A 17,299-nucleotide genomic window follows, 5' to 3' on the forward strand; every position below is an offset into this window, starting at 1 on the left:
ACCGGGGTGGGTCTAGCAGGTGGGCTCGCCGGACTGGGCCGGCAGGCTGACCGCGTTCCAGGCGGCCTTGACCGCGTTGAACTGGGTGCAGCTGCCCGGGTAGAGGTTCTTCGCGGCCTGCAGCGTCCACACGCGGTACTTGGCGTAGGAGGAGCTGGAGGTCTTCAGCAGCATCGCGTTGTACATGATCTTGATGGCGGTCTGGATGCCGACGCCGGTGACCGTGGAGCTGTTGCAGGTCGGGCTGGCCGGCTGGCCGTTGCCGCCGCTGCCCTGGGCCAGCAGATAGAACCAGTGGTTGCCGGGGCCGGCGGCCGAGTGCACCTCGGAGCCGGGGGTGCTGCTGGAGTAGCAGTTGGCGTCACCGGCCAGCGACGGGTTGTACATGTAGCGGATCGGGCCGCTGCCGACCAGGTTGACCTCCTCGCCGACCTGGTAGTCGGCCGGGTCGTTGGCGTTGGCGGCGAACGCCTCGGTGGCCGCGCCGATGGTGTCGGCCACGAACTCCTGGGTGCCGCCCTTCGAGATGCCGCCCGGGGTCTTGTCGTCGATGCCGTGGCCGAGCTCGTGGCCGACCACGTCGAGCGACGAGATCCAGCGACCGGCGGTGTTCTTGCCGATCTGCACCTGGGTGCCGTCGTAGTACGCGTTCTGCTGGTTGAGCCCGACGCGGATCGGCCAGGCGCCGCCGCTGCCGTTGGCGCCGTTGCGGCCCAGCCACGACGAGAGCATCGCGTGCTGCTTCTGCGCCACATAGAGGGCGTCGACGCAGCCGGTCTCCTTGCTGGTGCCGTTGCCGTTGCCCCACACGTTGTCGGAGCCGCTGAACGTCACCCGGGTCGAGGCGTCCTGGCAGCTCAGGTTCGTGACCGTGGGGTCCTTGAGCGAATAGGTCGAGCCCGACTGGGTGGTGTTGAGCGAGACCGTCCCGTTGATCCAGCCGGTTCCGGTTCCGGTGGCCTCGGTGACGTGCTCCTCGGTGGACAGCACCTTGCCGGTGACCGCGTCGACGTCGACGGTGAGCCGGCTGACGCCCTCGGCGCCGGTGCCGTTGACCGTGGTCTCGTACGCGAGCTTGGCCGCACTGCCCTCGGCCGCGATCACGACCAGGCGGGTGCCCTCGACGTTGTCGACGGTCTTGAGCTGCGCCTTCGAGGTCGCGACGGCCGCACTCTCGGCGACCTGGGCCACGGTCGAGAGCTCGCCGATCGGGCTGCTCTGCGCGACCGACGTGTAGCGCGTCTGCCCGGCGGCGTCGGTGACCACCACGAGGTCGCCACCCTTGACCGGGAAGCCCTTGTAGGTGCGGTCGTAGGACGCGTACGTCAGGCCCTGCGACTTGTACACCTGACGGCGCTGGAAGGTGTCGTGCTTGCTCGCCCGCAGCTCGGAGGGGCGGGCGGCGACCACGGCGTCGGCCTGCGCGACCGCGTCCACCGCGGGGGCGGTCGGCTGCGCGGCGGCCGGGCCGGACACCGCGACCATCGCCGAGGCGGCCGCGGTAGCGCCGGCCAGCGCGATGATCAGGGGGTTTCGTACCATCTCGCGTACTCCTTTCCCGCCCGAAAGGGGGGTGTGGGCGGGTCCGTATCACGCTATATACGAACGTCTATCCGCGTAATAGGGAAAACCCTCGCGGATCCGAGAAATCAACCGGCGATCTCGCGCGCCCAAGGGATGACCAGGCGTTCCACGGCGGAGATGGCATAGAACAGGCTGACGCTCAGGGCGGCCAGCAGAATGATCGCGGCGAACGCGAGCGGGGTGTCGGCCGAGGTGCTGGAGAGCACGACCACGGCGCCGAGCCCGGTGTCGGGGTTGCTGATCTCGGCCACGACCGCGCCGATCACGGCCAGCGAGACCGCCACCTTGAGCCCGACGAAGATCTGCGGCAGCGCCCACGGCAGGCGCAGTCGCAGGTAGGACTGCCAGAACGACGCGTCCATCGAGCGGGCCAGCTCGGTCAGCTCGATCGGCGTCGAGGTCAGGCCGGCCGCCGAGGCCAGCACGATCGGGAAGAACGAGATCAGCACGACCAGCACGATCTTCGGCTCACGCCCGAAGCCCAGCCACACCACCAGCAGCGGCGCCACGGCCACCTTGGGGATCGCGTTCACGGCGATGAGCAACGGCAGGATCGCCCGTTCGACCGTGCGCGAGGTGGTCAGCACCACGGCCAGCAGCACCCCGCCCACCGCGGCCAGCGCGAAACCGGCCGCGGTGGAGGCCATCGTGCTGCCCAGCTCGCTCAGGAGGTAGCCCGGGTCGCGCCGGAACGCGGCGACGATGTCGGGCGGGGCCGGCACGAAGAACGGCTTGATGTTCCAGGCCGCCGTGGCGCCCCACCAGAACGCGACCGCCAGCACCGTCGCGGCCAGGGGCGCGACGACCCGCCCGGCCCTCATGAACCGGCTCGGCCCAGCGTGGAATAGACGACATGGCCGCGCAGCACCACGCCCGGGTCGGCCATCAGCTCGACCACCCGGTCGAGCACGGCCTCGGAGACCCCGGCGTCGAGCAGGGCAGGCCGCTGCTGCACGATGTTCGCCACGATCAGCGCGGCGCCCGGCGAGCCACCCGGCCACGACCGCGCGTGCACCTCGGTGTCGACGCCGGTCAGCCCCGCGTCGATCATCGTCGCGTGCACCCGGCTCGCCCAGGTCGGGTCGTTGCCGAGCGCGGGCAGCACCTTGCCGACCAGGGCGGCATGATATTCCTCGTACGCGGCCACGTCCGTCTCGCTCGGGGCGCGCATGACCCCTTTCCCGTACGTCGTCTCGAAGTCTTCGATCAGCAACGCGCCCGCGGGAGCGAGCGCCCCGATCAGCGCCTCCAGGATCTCGTGGCGCTGCGGCAGGTGCATGAGCAGCAGGCGGGAGTGAATGACGTCCCACTCCCCCGGTGGCAGCGGTTCGCGGGTCAGGTCGTGGCGCAGCACCCGGTAGGGCGGGTCGGGCGGCAGGTGCCGCAGGTTGATGTCGGTGGCCGTGACCTCGGCCCCCTGGCCGGCGAGCCAGCCCGCGACGCTGCCGCCGCCCGCCCCGATCTCGAGGCAGCGCCGCCCTGCCAGTGGGCCGAGACCCGACAGGCGCCGCGTGGTGAGGCCGTCGAGCATCGCGGACAGGACGTTCAGGCGGCCCGCGGAGGCCGGGTCGTCGTTGTCGAACGCGTAGCTCACGGCGCCATCACCTGGTCGGCGGTCAGCCCGGCCGGGAACAGACCGGCGTCGGACAGCACCTTGATGGCCCGGGTGACCTTCTCGCGGTCGAGGGCCCCCAACGGCTGCGTGTACGGCGTCATCAGCTTGATCTCGGCTTCGGCGGCCTCGGCCGAGGCGGCCGGATAGTCCTTGTGCAGCAGCGCCGCCGCGGCCGCGGGGTCGGCGATCGCGTCGGCCAGCCCCTTGATCGCGGCCTCGCGGAAGCGCTGGACCAGATCGGGGTCGCTCTCGAGCAGTTTGGTGCTGGTGACGATGCCGTTGCCGTAGAGATCGGGCAGAAATTCCTCGTACGGAAGGACGGTCATCGGTTTGCCCGCCGCCTTCTCGATGCCCGGTCGTCCGATGAGGAAGGTGCTGAGCGCGTCGACCCGCCCGGCGGCCAGCAGCGCCGGGACCTGCTGCGGACTGGCGTTGACCCAGCGCACGCTCGCCGGGTCGAGACCGGCCTTCTTCGCGTACGCCGGGAAGAGCGCCTGGTTGACCGAGCCGGTGGCCGCCCCGATCGTCTTGCCCTTGAGGTCGGCCGGTTTCTTGATGGGCCCGTCGGCCGGCGCGATGATCGAGACGACGGTCTGCTGGTGCACCGCCGCGATGGCCCGGAAGTCGGTGTATTTCCCCTGGCCGGCCATGATGAAGCCGCCGGTCAGGTCGAGCGTCGAGAAGTCGGCCTGCCCGGCCGCGAGGGCCTTCAGGTTCTCGCTGAGGGCGGCGCCGAGCTTGATGTCGACGTCGAGCCCGGCCTCGCGGAAGTAGCCCTTCTCACGGGCCATCCAGGCGTACGCGTCGCGACCGGCGGCGCCGAAGCCGGTGATGTAGGTGACTTTGCGCAGCCCCGGCGCGGCCGCCTGATCGCCGGCGCTGTCGTCGGAGCCGCAGGCGGCGAGAGCCACCACGGACAGGGTCGTGGCCAGTATTCCCAGGAACTTCTTCGCTCGGCCCATGGCGGGCCTCCCCGTGAGTCGAAAGAGCTGGAAATCAGAGGCTATCGATCAATGGCGATGATCGGTACAGAGTGGACATGCCGATTTTCCGGAGGGCGTCCACAAACTGTTCCGTACGCGTCAAGAGCTCCCGCCTAGCTTGCGAGCATGACGATGCAGAAGAACGACGCCGCTCTGCGGTGGGGCCTGTGGTCCCACATCATCTGGTACGTGCTGGCCAACGTCGGCCAGATCTTCACCTGGGTCTACGCCACGCCGGAGAAGTTCTTCTGGCCGCTGTGGTCGATCGTCGGCTGGGGCATCGGGCTCGGCTTCCACATCTGGGCGGTCCGGCGCACCCTGCGGGCCCATGCCGCTCTCAGTGCGAGCTGATCATCACCCTCAGCGCGAGCTGGCGGCCACCCTCAGCGCGAGCTGACCGCCGCTCTCAGCGTGAGCTGACGGCCAGCGAGCCGAAACCGGCGGCGGCGTTGACCTCCAGGCCGGAGCCGTCGCCGGCGGTGAGCGTGGTGTCCGAGCCGATGCCGCGTTCCCGCTTGCCATAGAGGCTCACCTCGCCCGCGCCGGACCGGGCCCGCACCCGGACCGGAATCTCGTTCTCGGTGCGGATGCTCCACTCGCGGACGCCGCCCGACATGGTGATCGGCAGCGCCTGGTCGGGGGTGGGCAGCGCCAGATAGACGGAATCGGCGCCGCCGGACAGGTCGACCTCGCGGACCGTGCCGCCGGTCAGCACGAACGTGGCCGCCCGCACGCCGCCGTTCATCCGGATCGTCCACGTGATGCGCTCGTCGAGCAGCACGTCGAGCCGGCCGGTGCCGGGCGCTCCGGTGGGCGTGGTGGTGAGGCGGACGTCGGTGCCGTCCACCCGGGCGGCCGGGGCGATCCCGCTGCCGGGTGGGGTGCTGACCTGGATCGGGCCGCGGTCCGGGCGGCCCAGCGTCAGGTTGAGCTCGCCCACGCTGCTCACCAGGTCGAACGTGCCCGCCTCGAACGCCGGCCGCGCCGGCGGGACGGCCGCTGGCGGTGGCTGCCGCTGCCCGTCCCCGCTCCCGGTCGCCTGCTTCCCGCCCCGGTTCCCGGTCGCCTGCGTCCCGTCTTCGTTTCCGGTCGTTCCCGCGATGACGAGCATGCCCACACCGAGCACCACCGCGGCGGCGACCAGCACCGCCGCCAGACGCGGCCGGCGCCGCCGGGGCGGGGCCGGTGGTTCCGGCCCGAGCGCCGGGACCAGGGGGATCTCCTCGGTCGGCGGCTCGTCGTCCACGCCGGCCGCGGACGGCTCGTCGTGGTGGGTCCAGGCGAATCCGGCCGCCCCGGAGAGCAGCGGGTAGGTGGCGGTGGCATCGGGATCTTCCATCGCTGTCTCCTCGATCCGGCCGGGACGGTCGCCGGGGAGTACGCGCCCGCGGTTCACGGAGTTCAGCCTTCGGGGTTCTGGTCCTTCCGCGCACGGGCGGCCGCGCGGTCCTCACAGGCCGCGCGGCGGTGCTCGGCCGCGCGGCGCTCGTGCCGTCGACGGTCGGCGCCTTCGAGCTTGGCCAGGGCCTCGTTCAGCAGCGCGGCCCGGTCGTGGGCGATCGCCGCGGACTCGTGGGCCGCGGCCGCGAACTCGGACGCCTCGATGGCGGCCTGCCTCGCCCGGTCGAGTCCCTCACGGGCCCGCCGGATCTGTTCGGTGCCCGCGCCCCGCAGGCTCCCGAGCTCGGCCTCGATCTGGTCGTGGCGCCACTGGAGCTCTTCGAGGCGTTGCCGCAGTTCCTTGGCACGGTGGCGGGCGCGCTCCTGACGGCGCTCACTGCGGTCGGCAGCGTCCTCCCCCACGCCGGTCAGCGTAGTTTCTTCAGCCCGGCCACGGGAATGCCATTGCGCCCTCGGGCTGCCCGCTCAACTCAGCGGCAGCCGGGCCCGGAAGGAGTTGCCGACCGAGGAAACGCCGCCATTGCCGAACTTGTCGATCCAGACCTGGTCGCCGACGCGGCGTACGAAAAAATCCCCGATAGTTGTACGACTCCGGCGACACCGGCCCGGCCTGCGCACACGGCAGACTGGCATCGACCCGTCACTGCGCGCAGCTGTAACAGAAAGGGGCCGCCGCGCGCTCCACCTCCATGACAACACTGCACGTACGGGGTGAGGTCGATCTGACGAACCGGCAGGCTTTCGAAGTGGCGATCGAGCGCAGGCTGGACACGGGCGGTGACCTCGCCATCAACCTGAGCCAGTTGACCTTCATCGACGCCGCCGGGCTGCGCGCCCTGGCCCGGGCCGCGGGCCGCCAGAACGGCCGGGGACGCCAGTTCCGGCTGGACCACCCGTCGAGCCACCTGCGCCGCCTGCTGGTGCTGGTCGGGCTCGAGCACTACCTGTAACAGGCGAGGCTCACGTCCCACAACCGGGCCGCCGACTCCGGGTCGAGCGCCCACTGCTTGACGCCGTGGCTGTTGCCGAACAGATCGGCGTCGTTGCCGACGGTGTGCGCCTCACGGCCGTCGTCGAGATAGTGACCGCCGGTGCGGGCGAACTCGGGGGCGACCGCCGCGACGAGGGTGGTGGCGGCGCCCTGCTGGACGGTCTTGTAGGCGAAGGCGCCCGCCGCCTCGGCCGCGGCCAGATAGTCCTTCTGCTCCGGCGTGAAGTCCCGCTGCAGCCCGGTCGAGACACCACCGGGGTTGACGGCGTTCGCCACGATGCCGTCGGACGCCCAGCGCCGCGACGCCTCGACCGCGAACAACGAGGTGGCGGTCTTGGACTGCGCATAGGCGGCCTGCGGATCGTACGGGCGCCGTTCGAAGTGGATGTCCTCGAAGACCACCGGCGAGTTCATGTGGGCGGTCGAGCTGACCGCGACGATGCGGGCCTCCCCGCGCTCGCGCGCCCCCGCGGCCAAGGCGTTGCGCAGACCAGCGGCCAGGGCGAAGTGGCCGAGGTGGTTGACGGCGAACTGCTGCTCCCACCCCGCATTGGTCCGGTGCAGGTGGCTGAGGAAGACCCCGGCGTTGTTGACCAGCAGATGCAGCGGTCCGGTCCAGCCTTCCGCGAACCCGGTGATCGAGCCCCGGTCGAGCAGGTCGAGAGCCCGTACGCGGACGTGGTCGTTGCCGGTCGTGGCGGCGATGTCACGGGCCGCCGTCTCACCGGCGGCGACATCGCGCACCGCCAGCGTGACCTCGGCACCGGCCCGGGCCAGCGAGCGCGCGGTCTCCACACCGATCCCGGACGAGGCACCGGTGACGACGGCCCGCACCCCCGACAGGTCGAGGTCGCGGGCGACATCGTCGGCGGTGCTGCCGGCGTCGAACTGAGTTCTGATCATGTTTCAACTATACAAACTCTGCCTATACTGTCTAGCACGTCAACCCGCTGCTAGAGTGGCGCGATGAGTGTTGCTGCGGCGCCCGAGAGCCCGAGCGAAAGCGGGCGCCGCAAGCATGTGCTGACGGTCGCCCTCGCCACGTTCGCCCGCTTCGGATACCGGAAGACCTCGATGGAGGACGTCGCCCGCGCGGCCGAGATCTCCCGGCCCGGGCTCTACTTCCTCTTCTCGTCCAAGGAGAACCTGTTCCGCGCCGCGGTTGTCGACGCCCTCGACGGTGACCTCGAAGCGGCCGGTCGGGTGCTCGACGATGCCGGGCGGCCGCTGCGGGAACGCCTGACCGAAGCCTTCGACCTGTGGACCGGCCGTTACGTCGGGGCCGTGGCGGCCGAGGTCGCCGTGCTGATCGAGACCAGTCCGGCCCTGCTCGGGCCGGTCGTCACCGACTATCCGCGGCGCTTCGTTCGGATGGTCACGGATGCTCTCTCCGCCGCCGGTCAGGACCGGGCCGAAGACATGGCCCGCACCCTGCACAGCACCGCGGCCGGCATCAAGCACGAGGTGGACAGCCGGGCCGAGTTCGGCGAGCGGATGACCGTCGCCGTGGAGCTGATGCTGCCGACAGCCGGCTGACTTTCGTCAGGGGTCATCGCTGACGATCGACGGCAGCGACGCCGGGGCGACGGTTCCTAGGTTCGGTCCGTGCGCAAAACACTTCTGGTGGCCCTCGTCCTGTCCCTGATCGTCGTGTGGCCCGGCCCCGCCCGGGCGAGCGGAACGACCATCGACGACTATCTGCGGGAGGCCTTCGACGCGACGGGCTTGCCGGGGATGTCGGTGGTGGTGACCAAGGACGACCAGGTCGTGCACGCGAGCGCGCTCGGGGACGGCGTCACCGTGGACACGCCGATGCGGGTGGCCTCGATCAGCAAATCGTTCACCGCGGCGGCGGTGCTGGCCCTGGTCGACGAGGGGCGGGTCGAGCTCGACGAGCCCGTGGTCACCTATCTGCCGGAGTTCCGCATGGCCGACGAGCGGGCCGGGCGGACCACCGTACGGCAGTTGCTCAACCAGACCTCTGGCCTGTCCGACCGGACCGTGGACATCGCGGCCACGCAGCACGCGAAAGATCTGGCCGGCTATGTGGGGGCGCTGCGCGACGGGCGGCTCGCGGGTGAGCCGGGGAGCCGGTGGGAATACTGCAACGTGAACTACGACGTGGCGGCCCGGCTGGTCGAGGTCGTGGACGGGCGGAGCTTTCCTGACGCCGTACGGGAAAAGGTCTTCGCGCCTCTGGGAATGAAGGCGAGCAGCGTCGGGGACGACGTGGCCGACGGATACAACTCGCTGTTCGGGTGGTGGGTGCGCCGGCCCGAGCTGCCCGGATTCCGCGGTGGGGCCGGCGGCGTCGTGACCACGGCGTCCGACATGGGACGGTGGCTGATCAGCCAGACCGGGCACGGGCCGCGGACGCTGACACGGGCCAGCCTGGCCGTGATGCACGAGCCGGCGCCGGGCACGGGATACGCGATGGGGTGGGGCCCGGTCGAGGTGGACGGGCACACGCTGCTGGTCCACTCGGGAAACCTGTTCACCTATACGGCCGTGCAGGCGGTCGACCCGGCCACCGGCTACGGCTACGCGGTGCTGACCGACAGCGCGGGGCTGCGCGACGACACGTACGACATCATGCTCGGCCTGGTCGCCCTGACCGACGGCCGCGAACCGGCGGTGCCCGGCCACGGACGGCAGTGGATCGAGCTGGCCCTCGCCTTGGTCGCGCTGCTGGCGATCGGGCTCGGGGTGCTCGGCGTGCTACGGCCCGGCCGCCGTCTGAAGTGGCTGCGCCTGGCCGCGGCGCTGACGCCGGTGGTGGTGTTCGTGACGTACCCGCAGTGGGTGTCGTTCCTGACCAACGGGCGGGCCGTGACGTGGGCGCAGATGACCTACTTCGCGGCGCCGCTGACCATCACCATCGGGATCGCCGCCGCAGCCGGCCTCGCGGCCGCGGTGGCCTGCCTGATCCGGCTCGTCCGGCTAAGGTCGTCCAGATGATCCCCGACTGGATTCCCGAGCTGGACGGCACCATCGTCGGGGGCCGGCTGCTGCGGGGGTGGGCGCTCTCTGAGGCCTGGCGGATCGATCTGGCCGGCGCCGCGCACCGTTCGGTGATCGCCAAGCGGGGTGTCGGTGAGCTGACCGGCGAGGCGCGACGCTACCGGGAACTCGTTGTGCCGCTGGGGATTCCCGCCCCGCGGCTGCTCGCCGAGGGCGGTCCCGGAGTGATCGTGCTGGAGGATCTGGGCGGCGACAACCTCGAGGAGCGGCCCACGGCCGAGGGCTACGAGGAGGCCGTACGGGTCCTGGCCCGGATGCGCGTCGAGTCCGCCCGCCGCCTCACGTCCGACCCCACCCTGGCCGCGGGTCTGCGCCGATCCACCGCCGACCTTCTGGCCGTGGCCGCACGGGCCGCCGCCCATCTTCCGGCCGCCGCCCGTCTTCCGGCCGATGCTCTGGACGAACCGATCCGCGCGATGACGGCCCGCCTGCACCGCCTCGAGGCCGAACCCGCGACGGTCGTGCACGGCGACTTCCAGGCCAAGAACCTGCTGCACACCGCCGGCGGCGGCATCGTCACCATCGACTGGTCGGACGCCTACGTGCACCCGCACCTCGGCGACCTCTACCTGCTCCTTCGCGAAGGGCGCAAACAGGGCAGCCTGGACGCCGTACGGACGGAGGTCTTGCGAAAGCTCTTCGCGAGCGAGGCCGGCACCGATCTCGCAACCGTGGACGACCAGCTCGTGACCGGCGGGCTGTGCTGGACCATGAGCGCGCTGCGGTGGGTGGTCGAGATCGGCGTCCACGTCGTGCCGGTGTCCCGCGGCTGGATCGACGAGCTGGTCACCGAGCTTCAGCAGCTGGCGGCCGACGCCGGGTGAGGTCCGCGGTTTTGTCGTACGGGGGACGTAGGTTGTCGGCATGACGGAGAACGCCCTCACCGAGGCTGACTTTGCCGCTGCTGTCGACCAGGCTCAGACCGCCGCCAAGTCGTACTACGACACCGGCGACGTGGTGATGACCGACGCCGACTACGACGTGTTGCTCGATCGCATCGCCGAGGCCAAGAGGGCCCACCCCGACTGGGACGACCGCGGCATCACCACGCAGGTCGCGGCCGGGGTTTCAGGGGGCGGCGACGTGCGGCACCCGGTGCCGATGATGTCGCTCGAAAAGATCAACGGCGAGGAGGGCGTGCGCGCTTTCGTGGCAAGCCTCGGCGGTGACTCCTGCCTGGTCGAGGTGAAGCTCGACGGGCTCGCGATCCGGGTGGAATACGAGTCGGGGCGTCTCGCCCTGGCCGCGCTGCGCGGCGACGGCAGCACCGGCGAGAACGTCACCGCACAGGTGCTCCGAGGGGTTGCCGGTCTGCCCGCGCGGCTCGAGACGGCGTGGACGGGTGAGGTCCGCGGCGAGGTCTACATGACAGTCAGCGACTTCGAGACGGCCAGCGCCAACCGGGTCGAGGCCGGCGGCAAGGCGTTCATCAACTCGCGGGGTGCGGTCGCGGGGGCGATCCGCACCGTCGACCGCGCCTACGCGGCGCCGATGACCTTCGCGGCGTACGACATCTCGGGCGACTTCGCCTCCCACTCCGAGCGCATGGGGCGGGCCGTCGAGCTGGGCTTTCCCGTGGCGGGGCGGCTCGCCACGGGCGAGATCCAGGTCTGCGCCGACGCCGAGGCCGCGCTCGCCGCCGTCGCGCACATCGGCGAGCTGCGGCGTGACCTCGAGTTCCCGATCGACGGCGCGGTGCTCACGGCCGACCTGGAATCGACGCGCCGGCGGCTCGGCTCGGGCAGCCGCACACCCTACTGGGCGGCCGCGTTCAAATACCCGGCCGACACCGGCTCGACGGTGCTGCGCGACATCGAGGTCCGGGTCGGGCGCACCGGCCGCATCTCGCTGCGGGCCGTGCTCGACCCGGTGTTCGTCGACGGCACCACGATCACGTACGCGACGCTGCACAACCCGAAGTTCGTCGAGGAGCAGGGGCTGGCGATCGGCCAGACCGTGGCCGTGTGGCGGGCCGGTGACGTCATCCCGCGGGTGACCGCGCCCATCGGCGAACAGCCGCACGGCCTCACCCCGTGGACGCCGCCCGAGACGTGCCCGCAGTGCGGCGAGCCGTGGGACAAGTCGAGCCTGCTCTGGCGCTGCCACACCGCGTCGTGCAGCGCGACCAACGCACTCGAATACTGGTGCAGCCGCGAGGCCATGGACGTCGAAGGCGCGGGCGAGGCTCTGTGCGTGGCCCTGGTCAGCACCGGGCTGGCCAACGACGTGGCCGACCTCTACACGCTCACCGAGGAGCAGCTGGCCGAACTGCCGGTCGGCAACACCAAGGCCGGTGGGGTCGTGCTGCTCGGCAAGCTCAACGCGGCCAAGGTGGTGGCGTCGCTCGAACGCAGCAAGAGCCAGCCGTTCAACCGGGTCATCACGGGCCTCGGCATCCGCATGACCGGTCGCAGCGTCGGCCGCTGGCTGGCCGCCCGGTTCAAGACGATGGAGGCCCTGCGCACGGCCACGGTCGAAGAGATCGCCGAGATCGACAAGATGGGCCTCATCAAGGCGCAGCACGTGGTCGACGGTCTGGCCGCCATGTCCGGCGTCATCGACCGTCTGGCCGCGGCCGGCGTCACGATGAGCGTCCCCGAGACCGAGGGCGAAAAGCCGTTGGAAGGCAAGACGTACGTCGTGAGCGGCAGCGTCCCCGGCTACACCCGCACCACGGTGAGCGAACGCATCGAGCAGCTGGGCGGCCGAGCCAGCGGCAGCGTCTCAGCCACCACGACGGCGCTGGTCACCTCCGAGACCACCACGGCCAAGGCGACCAAGGCGGCCAAGCTCGGCATCCCCATCATCGACCCGGCCGAGTTCGCCGAGTTGCTCGCCGACTGACCGCCGCTCCAGGCTGACGAACGCGGGTGTCAGATGCGGATGCGTAGGTAGGCGCGGTCGTCGAAGCTCAGCTGGCCGGGGCCTACGCCCTTGGTGCCGGCCAGCTCGGCCACGCACCAGGGGTCCTTCTCGAGCAGCGCGGCCAGCTCGGCCTCGGAGGCGGCCAAGGTCTCGCCGATCAGCGGGTAGCCGTCGCTGGCCAGGGTCAGCTCGTTGATGTCTTCGGGTATCGGATGCACTTTCACCAGCGGACGTGGGACCGGGCGGCCGTCGATGGCGGCGTAACCGTAGGGGCCGATGCGGTTGCGCAGGGCTCCCTGGCGGCTGATGAGGGCACGGGCCCCCAGCCGTCCGGGGTCGATCTCCGGTGCCGAGTCGAGTGTCAATGTTCCGGCGGCCACCTCGGCGGCGACGACGGCTGCCCGGAACGACGCTGCGATCTGGTCCACCAGCTTGCGCGGTTGCCCGACCGTGGCCGGCAAGCCTCGGTATGCGAAGCCGACATCGCCCACCTGCCAGATCTCCCGGCGCGCTCGTGAATAGACGGTGACCGCGGCGCTCGGGCGCTCGGCGGCGGTCAGGCCGGGTCCCGTACGGGCTTGGAGAACCGAGGTCATGGCCTCCACCGCCGCATGGGCGTCGGCGTCGGGTGGCAGCTGCAGGACTGCGTCTCGGCAAGCAGCCATGGCCCACCAGCCGCCGGGGCGGCCCGCATAGGTGCGGCCGCTCAGGTCGGTGGCGCCGTCGATCACGGCGGCGTGGGCGGCGGTCACCACGATCGCGTCCTCGCACGCCTGCGGATCGCCCGTCTTGCCCAGCACGAACTGCTCGACGATCTCCATCTGGCCGCTCACCGGGCCGGCTGGGCGATGGCAAGGGCCTGGTGAACTCCGTACGCCGGACGGTAACCGAAGGCGTGCGCGGCCGCCGTCGAGTCGTAGACGCGGTCGATGGTGGCCGACAAGGACCACCCTCGCGTACGGAAGGCCTCGGCCACCTCGGGAAGGCGCTCGGCGATCAGGGCAGCCGCGTCGTGGTGCAGGGCCGGGCAGTCGACTCGGGTGAAGGCGTACGGGCCGGCGATGGTGAAGACTCCGGTCACGTCGCTTCTTTCCGTTACCGTCGCGGCTGCGGCTGCGACATCGGCGGGGTGCACGGCTCGGTGCAGCAGGTGGGCGGCGAGCACGGGCGGGGGCTCGGGGAAGCAGCGCGCTATGCGCAGCACGACCGAGGTGGTGGCGGCGGTGACCAGGGCTTCGGCGGCCAGCTTGGTCTCGTCGTAGATGTCACGCGGGCGTGGGGGCAGGCTCTCGTCGACCCACACGGCCCGGTCGGTGGGGACGAGCGAATGGCCGTACACGCTGGTGGTGCTGATGTAGACGAAGCGGCGGTCACCGGTGGCCTCGAGCAGGGCCTCGGTGGCGTCGACGTTGACGGCCCGGAACTCGCGGTCGTCGACCCGGCCGACGTGCGGGGCGTGCCGGGCGGCCGCGTGGACCACGGCGTCCGAGCCTTGCAGGGCGGCCTCGCGCACCGGACGGTCGCGCAGATCACCGACGACGCTCGTCCAGCGGCCGGGGGCCCGGTCGACGCCGGTGACCGACCAGCCGTCCGCTTCCAGGGCCTCCGAAACCACCGAACCGACCAGGCCTGAGCTTCCGGTCACCGTTGCTCTGCGCACAGGTCATTGTGGCGCAGCCGGCGAGTCGGTGCGACCGGCTCAGTCGGCAAGGGGTGCGACCGGCTCAGTCAGTGAAGGATGCGAAGAGTCCGAAGGGTCCGAAGGGTGCGGCGGATTCGGCCGATGCGGCGGGTGCGAAGGGTGCGATCGGCGCGCTCGGCGGCGGCGGGTGGCTTCGGCTGTTCCGTGGACCATGCGCGCCAGGCCGGCCGCGCCCTCGGCGTCATCGGCTCGGCGCACGGTAGTGAGGATCGGGGCGAGGTCGTCGAGTTCGATCCCCTCGCGGGCCAGCACGAACTGGAGCACCAGGCCGGCCAGCCGCCCGTTGCCGTCGGCGTACGGGTGGAAGAACGCGACGTCGAGGTAGGCGCGGGCCGCTCGGGCGGTCACCGGGATCCGCGTGTCGGCCGTCTCGGCCAGGCAGTCGGCGTAGCGGCTCTCGGTGTCGGCGTGCAGCGCGTACCGCTCGCGGCCGTTCTTCGCGTACGCCGGACCGCGCCGGAACTCCGCGAACGGAATGCCCCGGACCGCCGCGTTCCAGCGCGCCGTCAGCTCCGGTGTGAGGCGGGCGGCGACATCGAACGCAGGAAGAGCCGGGGAATCCAGCGCGGGAAAATGAGCCTCGCCCGCGGGAGAGGCGGCGTCGAAAGCGGGACGACCGGCTTCGTACGCGGGAAGGGTGGCATTGAACGCGGGACGGGCAGAGGTGCCGGGCGCGGCAAGGCCCGGACGCGGGAACGGAACGACGTCGCGCCAGGGGACGACCGAACGGACGTGCAGCCAGGCGGCCAAGTGATCAGGCTCGGTCAACGGTCACCCGCCGCGCCAGTGTCTCAGCCACCGACTCCACGACCATCCTCGGCGGCTCCACCCAGCTCTGGAAACGGCCGCCGATCGCGTGCGTGAGCAGTTCGGCCCGGCGCGCGAGCTCGATGCCGGCCGCTTCGAGGAACCAGCCCAGGACCGTCCTGCAGCAGCCGTACCAGCCCGAGTCATATTGCGTACGGTCGCCGACCGCGGTGATCAAATGGGCCACCGCCCGCTCCCAACCGTCCAGGTCGCCGGGCGCCATCGGCAGGTAGCGGTCGAACCGTTCGGCCAGTTCGTCGAGCCAGTCCCGCCATTCGAGGAGGGATGCGGCGATGGCCTCGGCGGTCGCTTCGGGTGTGGTGGCGGAGTGCGCGAAGCAGCACCAGTTGCCGATCGGGCCGCCGTCGAGATCGCCCTCGCCGGTCGACCAGCGCCAGCCGACCACCCAGCGGCCGTAGCGGTCGGCAAACCCGACGGTGACCGTCTCCAGCCAGTGCCCGACCAGACGCCAGTCGGCGTCCCGGGCCGGTGGCGGGGTCGCCGCGACGGCCGCGGCCGCCTCGGTCCGGACCGTATCCGGGTCGAAGAAGTCGACGGCGTCGATCTCGGCCCAGCTCAGTTGACTCGGATGCGGCAGGCGCCGCGGGTGGCTGGGGTAGTGCGAGCGTCGGCTCGCGGCCACCGGCCACGTCGCTTCGGAGAAGCCGGTCAGCACCTCGTGCCAGGCCAGCACGGCGTCGGTGAACCGGCCCAGGGTCTCCTCCGGGGTGGTGACGGGCGGACGTTCCGCCCGCCAGTACGGCCCGGTGGCGTCCGTCGCCGAGGTGTAGCGCCAACCCGCCACCCAGATGCCCAGCCGGTCGGCCAGCGCCCGGGTCAACTGGTCGTACCAGAAGTCGGTCAGGCGCCAGTCGGTGCCGGCGGGCGGGACCTCGGCCGCCGGCGGCAGCGACCGCACGATCGCGGCCAGGCCGGCCGGGTCGACTGAGGACCGGCCGGCCGGGTCGAGGTCGTTCCATGTCAGTTGCCAGAGATCGGGCAGGTGGGGCACGCTCGGCCTTCCGTTGGGCAGCCGGGCAGATTATCAGAACGCTGTGCCTGTTCGCCGCCCTCTGAGCCGTGAAACAGGTGCTACAGCGGCAGCCAGAGAGCGGCGACGTTCGGCGGTTCCCAGGTCACCAGCGAGGTGTGGGCGATCCGGCACTCGTAGCGCTTGCCCTGGTAGCTGACGACCTGCCCGCGCGCGTAGGCCACCCCGGGCGCCCAGGCCTGCGTGCCGGGAACGGGAGGAGCGGTCGTCGCCGGAGGCGTGGTCGGCGGCCGGGTGGTGGTGGCGGTCGGCTGCGGGGTGGTGACCGTGCAGTCCCCGGCGGTCGAGACGGTGTCGGTGTGGGTGGTTCCGGACGACCGGTACGACGCCACCGCCGCCGACGCCTGGGCCGGGCTGAGAATCTGGTTCTTGGCGTGGAAGACGTAGTCGACCGACTGCTGCCAGACCGCGTTGGCCCCGGCGGCGCGGCCGGCCAGGTCGATGAACCACTGGTTGAAGTCGATCGACATGCTCTGCCGGGGGTAGAACTTGCCGGAGTGGTCGCCCACCAGCTGGCCGTCGATGTAGTACTTCACGTGGCCGTCTCCGACCGTGGCCTGCACGTCGTGCCAGCCCGCGATGCTGCGGGCCTGCTGGCTGTGCTGGTTGTCGGCGTACCAGGGGTCGGCCACGTACGTGTACCAGCTGGTCTGATAGTTGATCGGCCCGGCCTCGCCCCAGCCGCCGTTGGGCAGGTATTCGGAGAAGTCGAGCTCGGAGTAGTTGGGGTCGCGCGGGGCGGCCAGCGGCGAGATCGAATAGAAGGTCTGGTTGACGTGGTCGCCGTCGGGGCCGCTGACCGGCGCGTCGCTGAACTTGATGCGGGCCAGGTAGGTGCCGGCCAGGAAGCGGCGCTGGCTCTGCGAGAACTCGGCGTGCGTGGTGCCGGCGGCGGTGCCGTTGGTGGTCGCGGTCAGCTGAGCGACCTTCTGGCCGTCCACTGTGGGGAAGGCGACGTTGTCGGCGCGCCAGCCGGCACCGGGGACGCCCGGACCGCCACTGGCCGTACGGATGCTCCAGCCTCGTTGCCCGAGGGCGGGATCCGTACGGGAAGCGTAGTTGAAGTCGTCGAAGAGGCTGCCGCAGGCGACCGCGGCGTCACTCGTGGAAGCCACGGCTATGCCGAGCCCGGCGGTGACGGTGGCGACGGTGGCGCCGAGAACGAGCGTGCGTGAGCGGCCCATGGGGGTGGGTCTCCTAACCGCGTGGGGATGTTTACCACTGGTAAAGAAACGCCACCATCACGACGTACGTCAATGCATGGTTGTGGATTTAAGGC

The 17,299-nt window shown here is 71.1% G+C and carries 18 protein-coding genes; 6 read left to right on the top strand and 12 right to left on the bottom strand.

From position 1 onward, the window contains the following. Positions 1-12: 12 nt before the first annotated feature. The 4 genes from JIG36_RS05175 to JIG36_RS05190 all read right to left on the bottom strand — a co-directional run bounded on the left by JIG36_RS05175 (position 13) and on the right by JIG36_RS05190 (position 4,161). Positions 13-1,542 (bottom strand): M4 family metallopeptidase, encoded by a 1,530-nt coding sequence (locus JIG36_RS05175; protein WP_203374795.1) that lies wholly within the window; start codon positions 1,540-1,542, stop codon positions 13-15. A gap of 107 nt (positions 1,543-1,649) precedes the next feature. Continuing rightward, complete coding sequence (locus tag JIG36_RS05180) at positions 1,650-2,405, bottom strand: ABC transporter permease (protein ID WP_203374796.1); 756 nt, start codon at positions 2,403-2,405, stop codon at positions 1,650-1,652. Beyond that, positions 2,402-3,178 (bottom strand): class I SAM-dependent methyltransferase, encoded by a 777-nt coding sequence (locus JIG36_RS05185; protein WP_307872572.1) that lies wholly within the window; start codon positions 3,176-3,178, stop codon positions 2,402-2,404. The genes JIG36_RS05180 and JIG36_RS05185 overlap by 4 nt, the downstream gene beginning before the upstream one ends. After that, on the bottom strand, positions 3,175-4,161 hold the full coding sequence (locus tag JIG36_RS05190) for an ABC transporter substrate-binding protein (protein WP_203374797.1): 987 nt from the start codon (positions 4,159-4,161) through the stop codon (positions 3,175-3,177). The genes JIG36_RS05185 and JIG36_RS05190 overlap by 4 nt, the downstream gene beginning before the upstream one ends. A 147-nt stretch (positions 4,162-4,308) precedes the next feature. Here JIG36_RS05190 and JIG36_RS05195 point away from each other — a divergent pair, with 147 nt between their 5' ends. After that, positions 4,309-4,533: a 2TM domain-containing protein gene (locus tag JIG36_RS05195; RefSeq protein WP_236045533.1), complete on the top strand. Its 225-nt coding sequence runs from the start codon at positions 4,309-4,311 to the stop codon at positions 4,531-4,533. Between the two features lie 55 nt (positions 4,534-4,588). Here the strand turns inward: JIG36_RS05195 and JIG36_RS05200 are convergent, their stop codons facing one another. Beyond that, entirely contained in the window at positions 4,589-5,521 is a 933-nt protein-coding gene (locus tag JIG36_RS05200; RefSeq protein WP_203374798.1) for a hypothetical protein, read from the bottom strand. Between the two features lie 62 nt (positions 5,522-5,583). Then, positions 5,584-5,985 (bottom strand): hypothetical protein, encoded by a 402-nt coding sequence (locus tag JIG36_RS05205; RefSeq protein WP_203374799.1) that lies wholly within the window; start codon positions 5,983-5,985, stop codon positions 5,584-5,586. 287 nt (positions 5,986-6,272) lie between these two features. Here JIG36_RS05205 and JIG36_RS05210 point away from each other — a divergent pair, with 287 nt between their 5' ends. Continuing rightward, positions 6,273-6,533: an STAS domain-containing protein gene (locus JIG36_RS05210; protein WP_203374800.1), complete on the top strand. Its 261-nt coding sequence runs from the start codon at positions 6,273-6,275 to the stop codon at positions 6,531-6,533. Here the strand turns inward: JIG36_RS05210 and JIG36_RS05215 are convergent. Further along, positions 6,524-7,477, bottom strand: a complete 954-nt coding sequence (locus tag JIG36_RS05215) for an SDR family NAD(P)-dependent oxidoreductase (protein ID WP_203374801.1) — start codon at positions 7,475-7,477, stop codon at positions 6,524-6,526. The genes JIG36_RS05210 and JIG36_RS05215 overlap by 10 nt on opposite strands. Positions 7,478-7,540: 63 nt before the next feature. Between JIG36_RS05215 and JIG36_RS05220 the strand changes: the two genes are divergently transcribed. From JIG36_RS05220 to ligA, 4 genes are all read left to right on the top strand, one after another. Then, positions 7,541-8,110 (top strand): TetR/AcrR family transcriptional regulator, encoded by a 570-nt coding sequence (locus JIG36_RS05220; RefSeq protein ID WP_203374802.1) that lies wholly within the window; start codon positions 7,541-7,543, stop codon positions 8,108-8,110. Between the two features lie 69 nt (positions 8,111-8,179). Further along, positions 8,180-9,532, top strand: a complete 1,353-nt coding sequence (locus tag JIG36_RS05225) for a serine hydrolase domain-containing protein (protein ID WP_203374803.1) — start codon at positions 8,180-8,182, stop codon at positions 9,530-9,532. Continuing rightward, positions 9,529-10,419, top strand: coding sequence for a phosphotransferase (locus JIG36_RS05230; protein WP_203374804.1), 891 nt, complete (start codon positions 9,529-9,531; stop codon positions 10,417-10,419). Before JIG36_RS05225 ends, JIG36_RS05230 begins: the two co-directional genes overlap by 4 nt. A gap of 40 nt (positions 10,420-10,459) precedes the next feature. Further along, positions 10,460-12,439: an NAD-dependent DNA ligase LigA gene (gene ligA / locus JIG36_RS05235; RefSeq protein WP_203374805.1), complete on the top strand. Its 1,980-nt coding sequence runs from the start codon at positions 10,460-10,462 to the stop codon at positions 12,437-12,439. A 29-nt stretch (positions 12,440-12,468) separates the two neighbouring features. On the opposite strand, the gene JIG36_RS05240 is transcribed toward ligA, so the two are convergent. The 5 genes from JIG36_RS05240 to JIG36_RS05260 all read right to left on the bottom strand — a co-directional run bounded on the left by JIG36_RS05240 (position 12,469) and on the right by JIG36_RS05260 (position 17,204). Further along, positions 12,469-13,281, bottom strand: a complete 813-nt coding sequence (locus JIG36_RS05240) for a hypothetical protein (protein WP_203374806.1) — start codon at positions 13,279-13,281, stop codon at positions 12,469-12,471. Positions 13,282-13,289: 8 nt separating this feature from the next. After that, on the bottom strand, positions 13,290-14,105 hold the full coding sequence (locus JIG36_RS05245) for an NAD-dependent epimerase/dehydratase family protein (RefSeq protein WP_307872573.1): 816 nt from the start codon (positions 14,103-14,105) through the stop codon (positions 13,290-13,292). A 54-nt stretch (positions 14,106-14,159) separates the two neighbouring features. Next, a complete protein-coding gene (locus tag JIG36_RS05250) occupies positions 14,160-14,912 on the bottom strand; it encodes a Fic family protein (protein WP_236045534.1) in 753 nt (250 codons plus the stop codon). Between the two features lie 4 nt (positions 14,913-14,916). Further along, positions 14,917-15,981, bottom strand: coding sequence for a hypothetical protein (locus JIG36_RS05255; RefSeq protein WP_203374809.1), 1,065 nt, complete (start codon positions 15,979-15,981; stop codon positions 14,917-14,919). 80 nt (positions 15,982-16,061) lie between these two features. Next, the gene (locus tag JIG36_RS05260; RefSeq protein ID WP_203374810.1) at positions 16,062-17,204 is read right to left on the bottom strand and encodes a carbohydrate-binding protein; all 1,143 of its coding nucleotides are present in this window, start codon (positions 17,202-17,204) and stop codon (positions 16,062-16,064) included. Positions 17,205-17,299 lie beyond the last annotated feature (95 nt).

This window comes from Paractinoplanes ovalisporus, assembly GCF_016834655.1.
GTDB lineage: Bacteria > Actinomycetota > Actinomycetes > Mycobacteriales > Micromonosporaceae > Actinoplanes > Actinoplanes ovalisporus.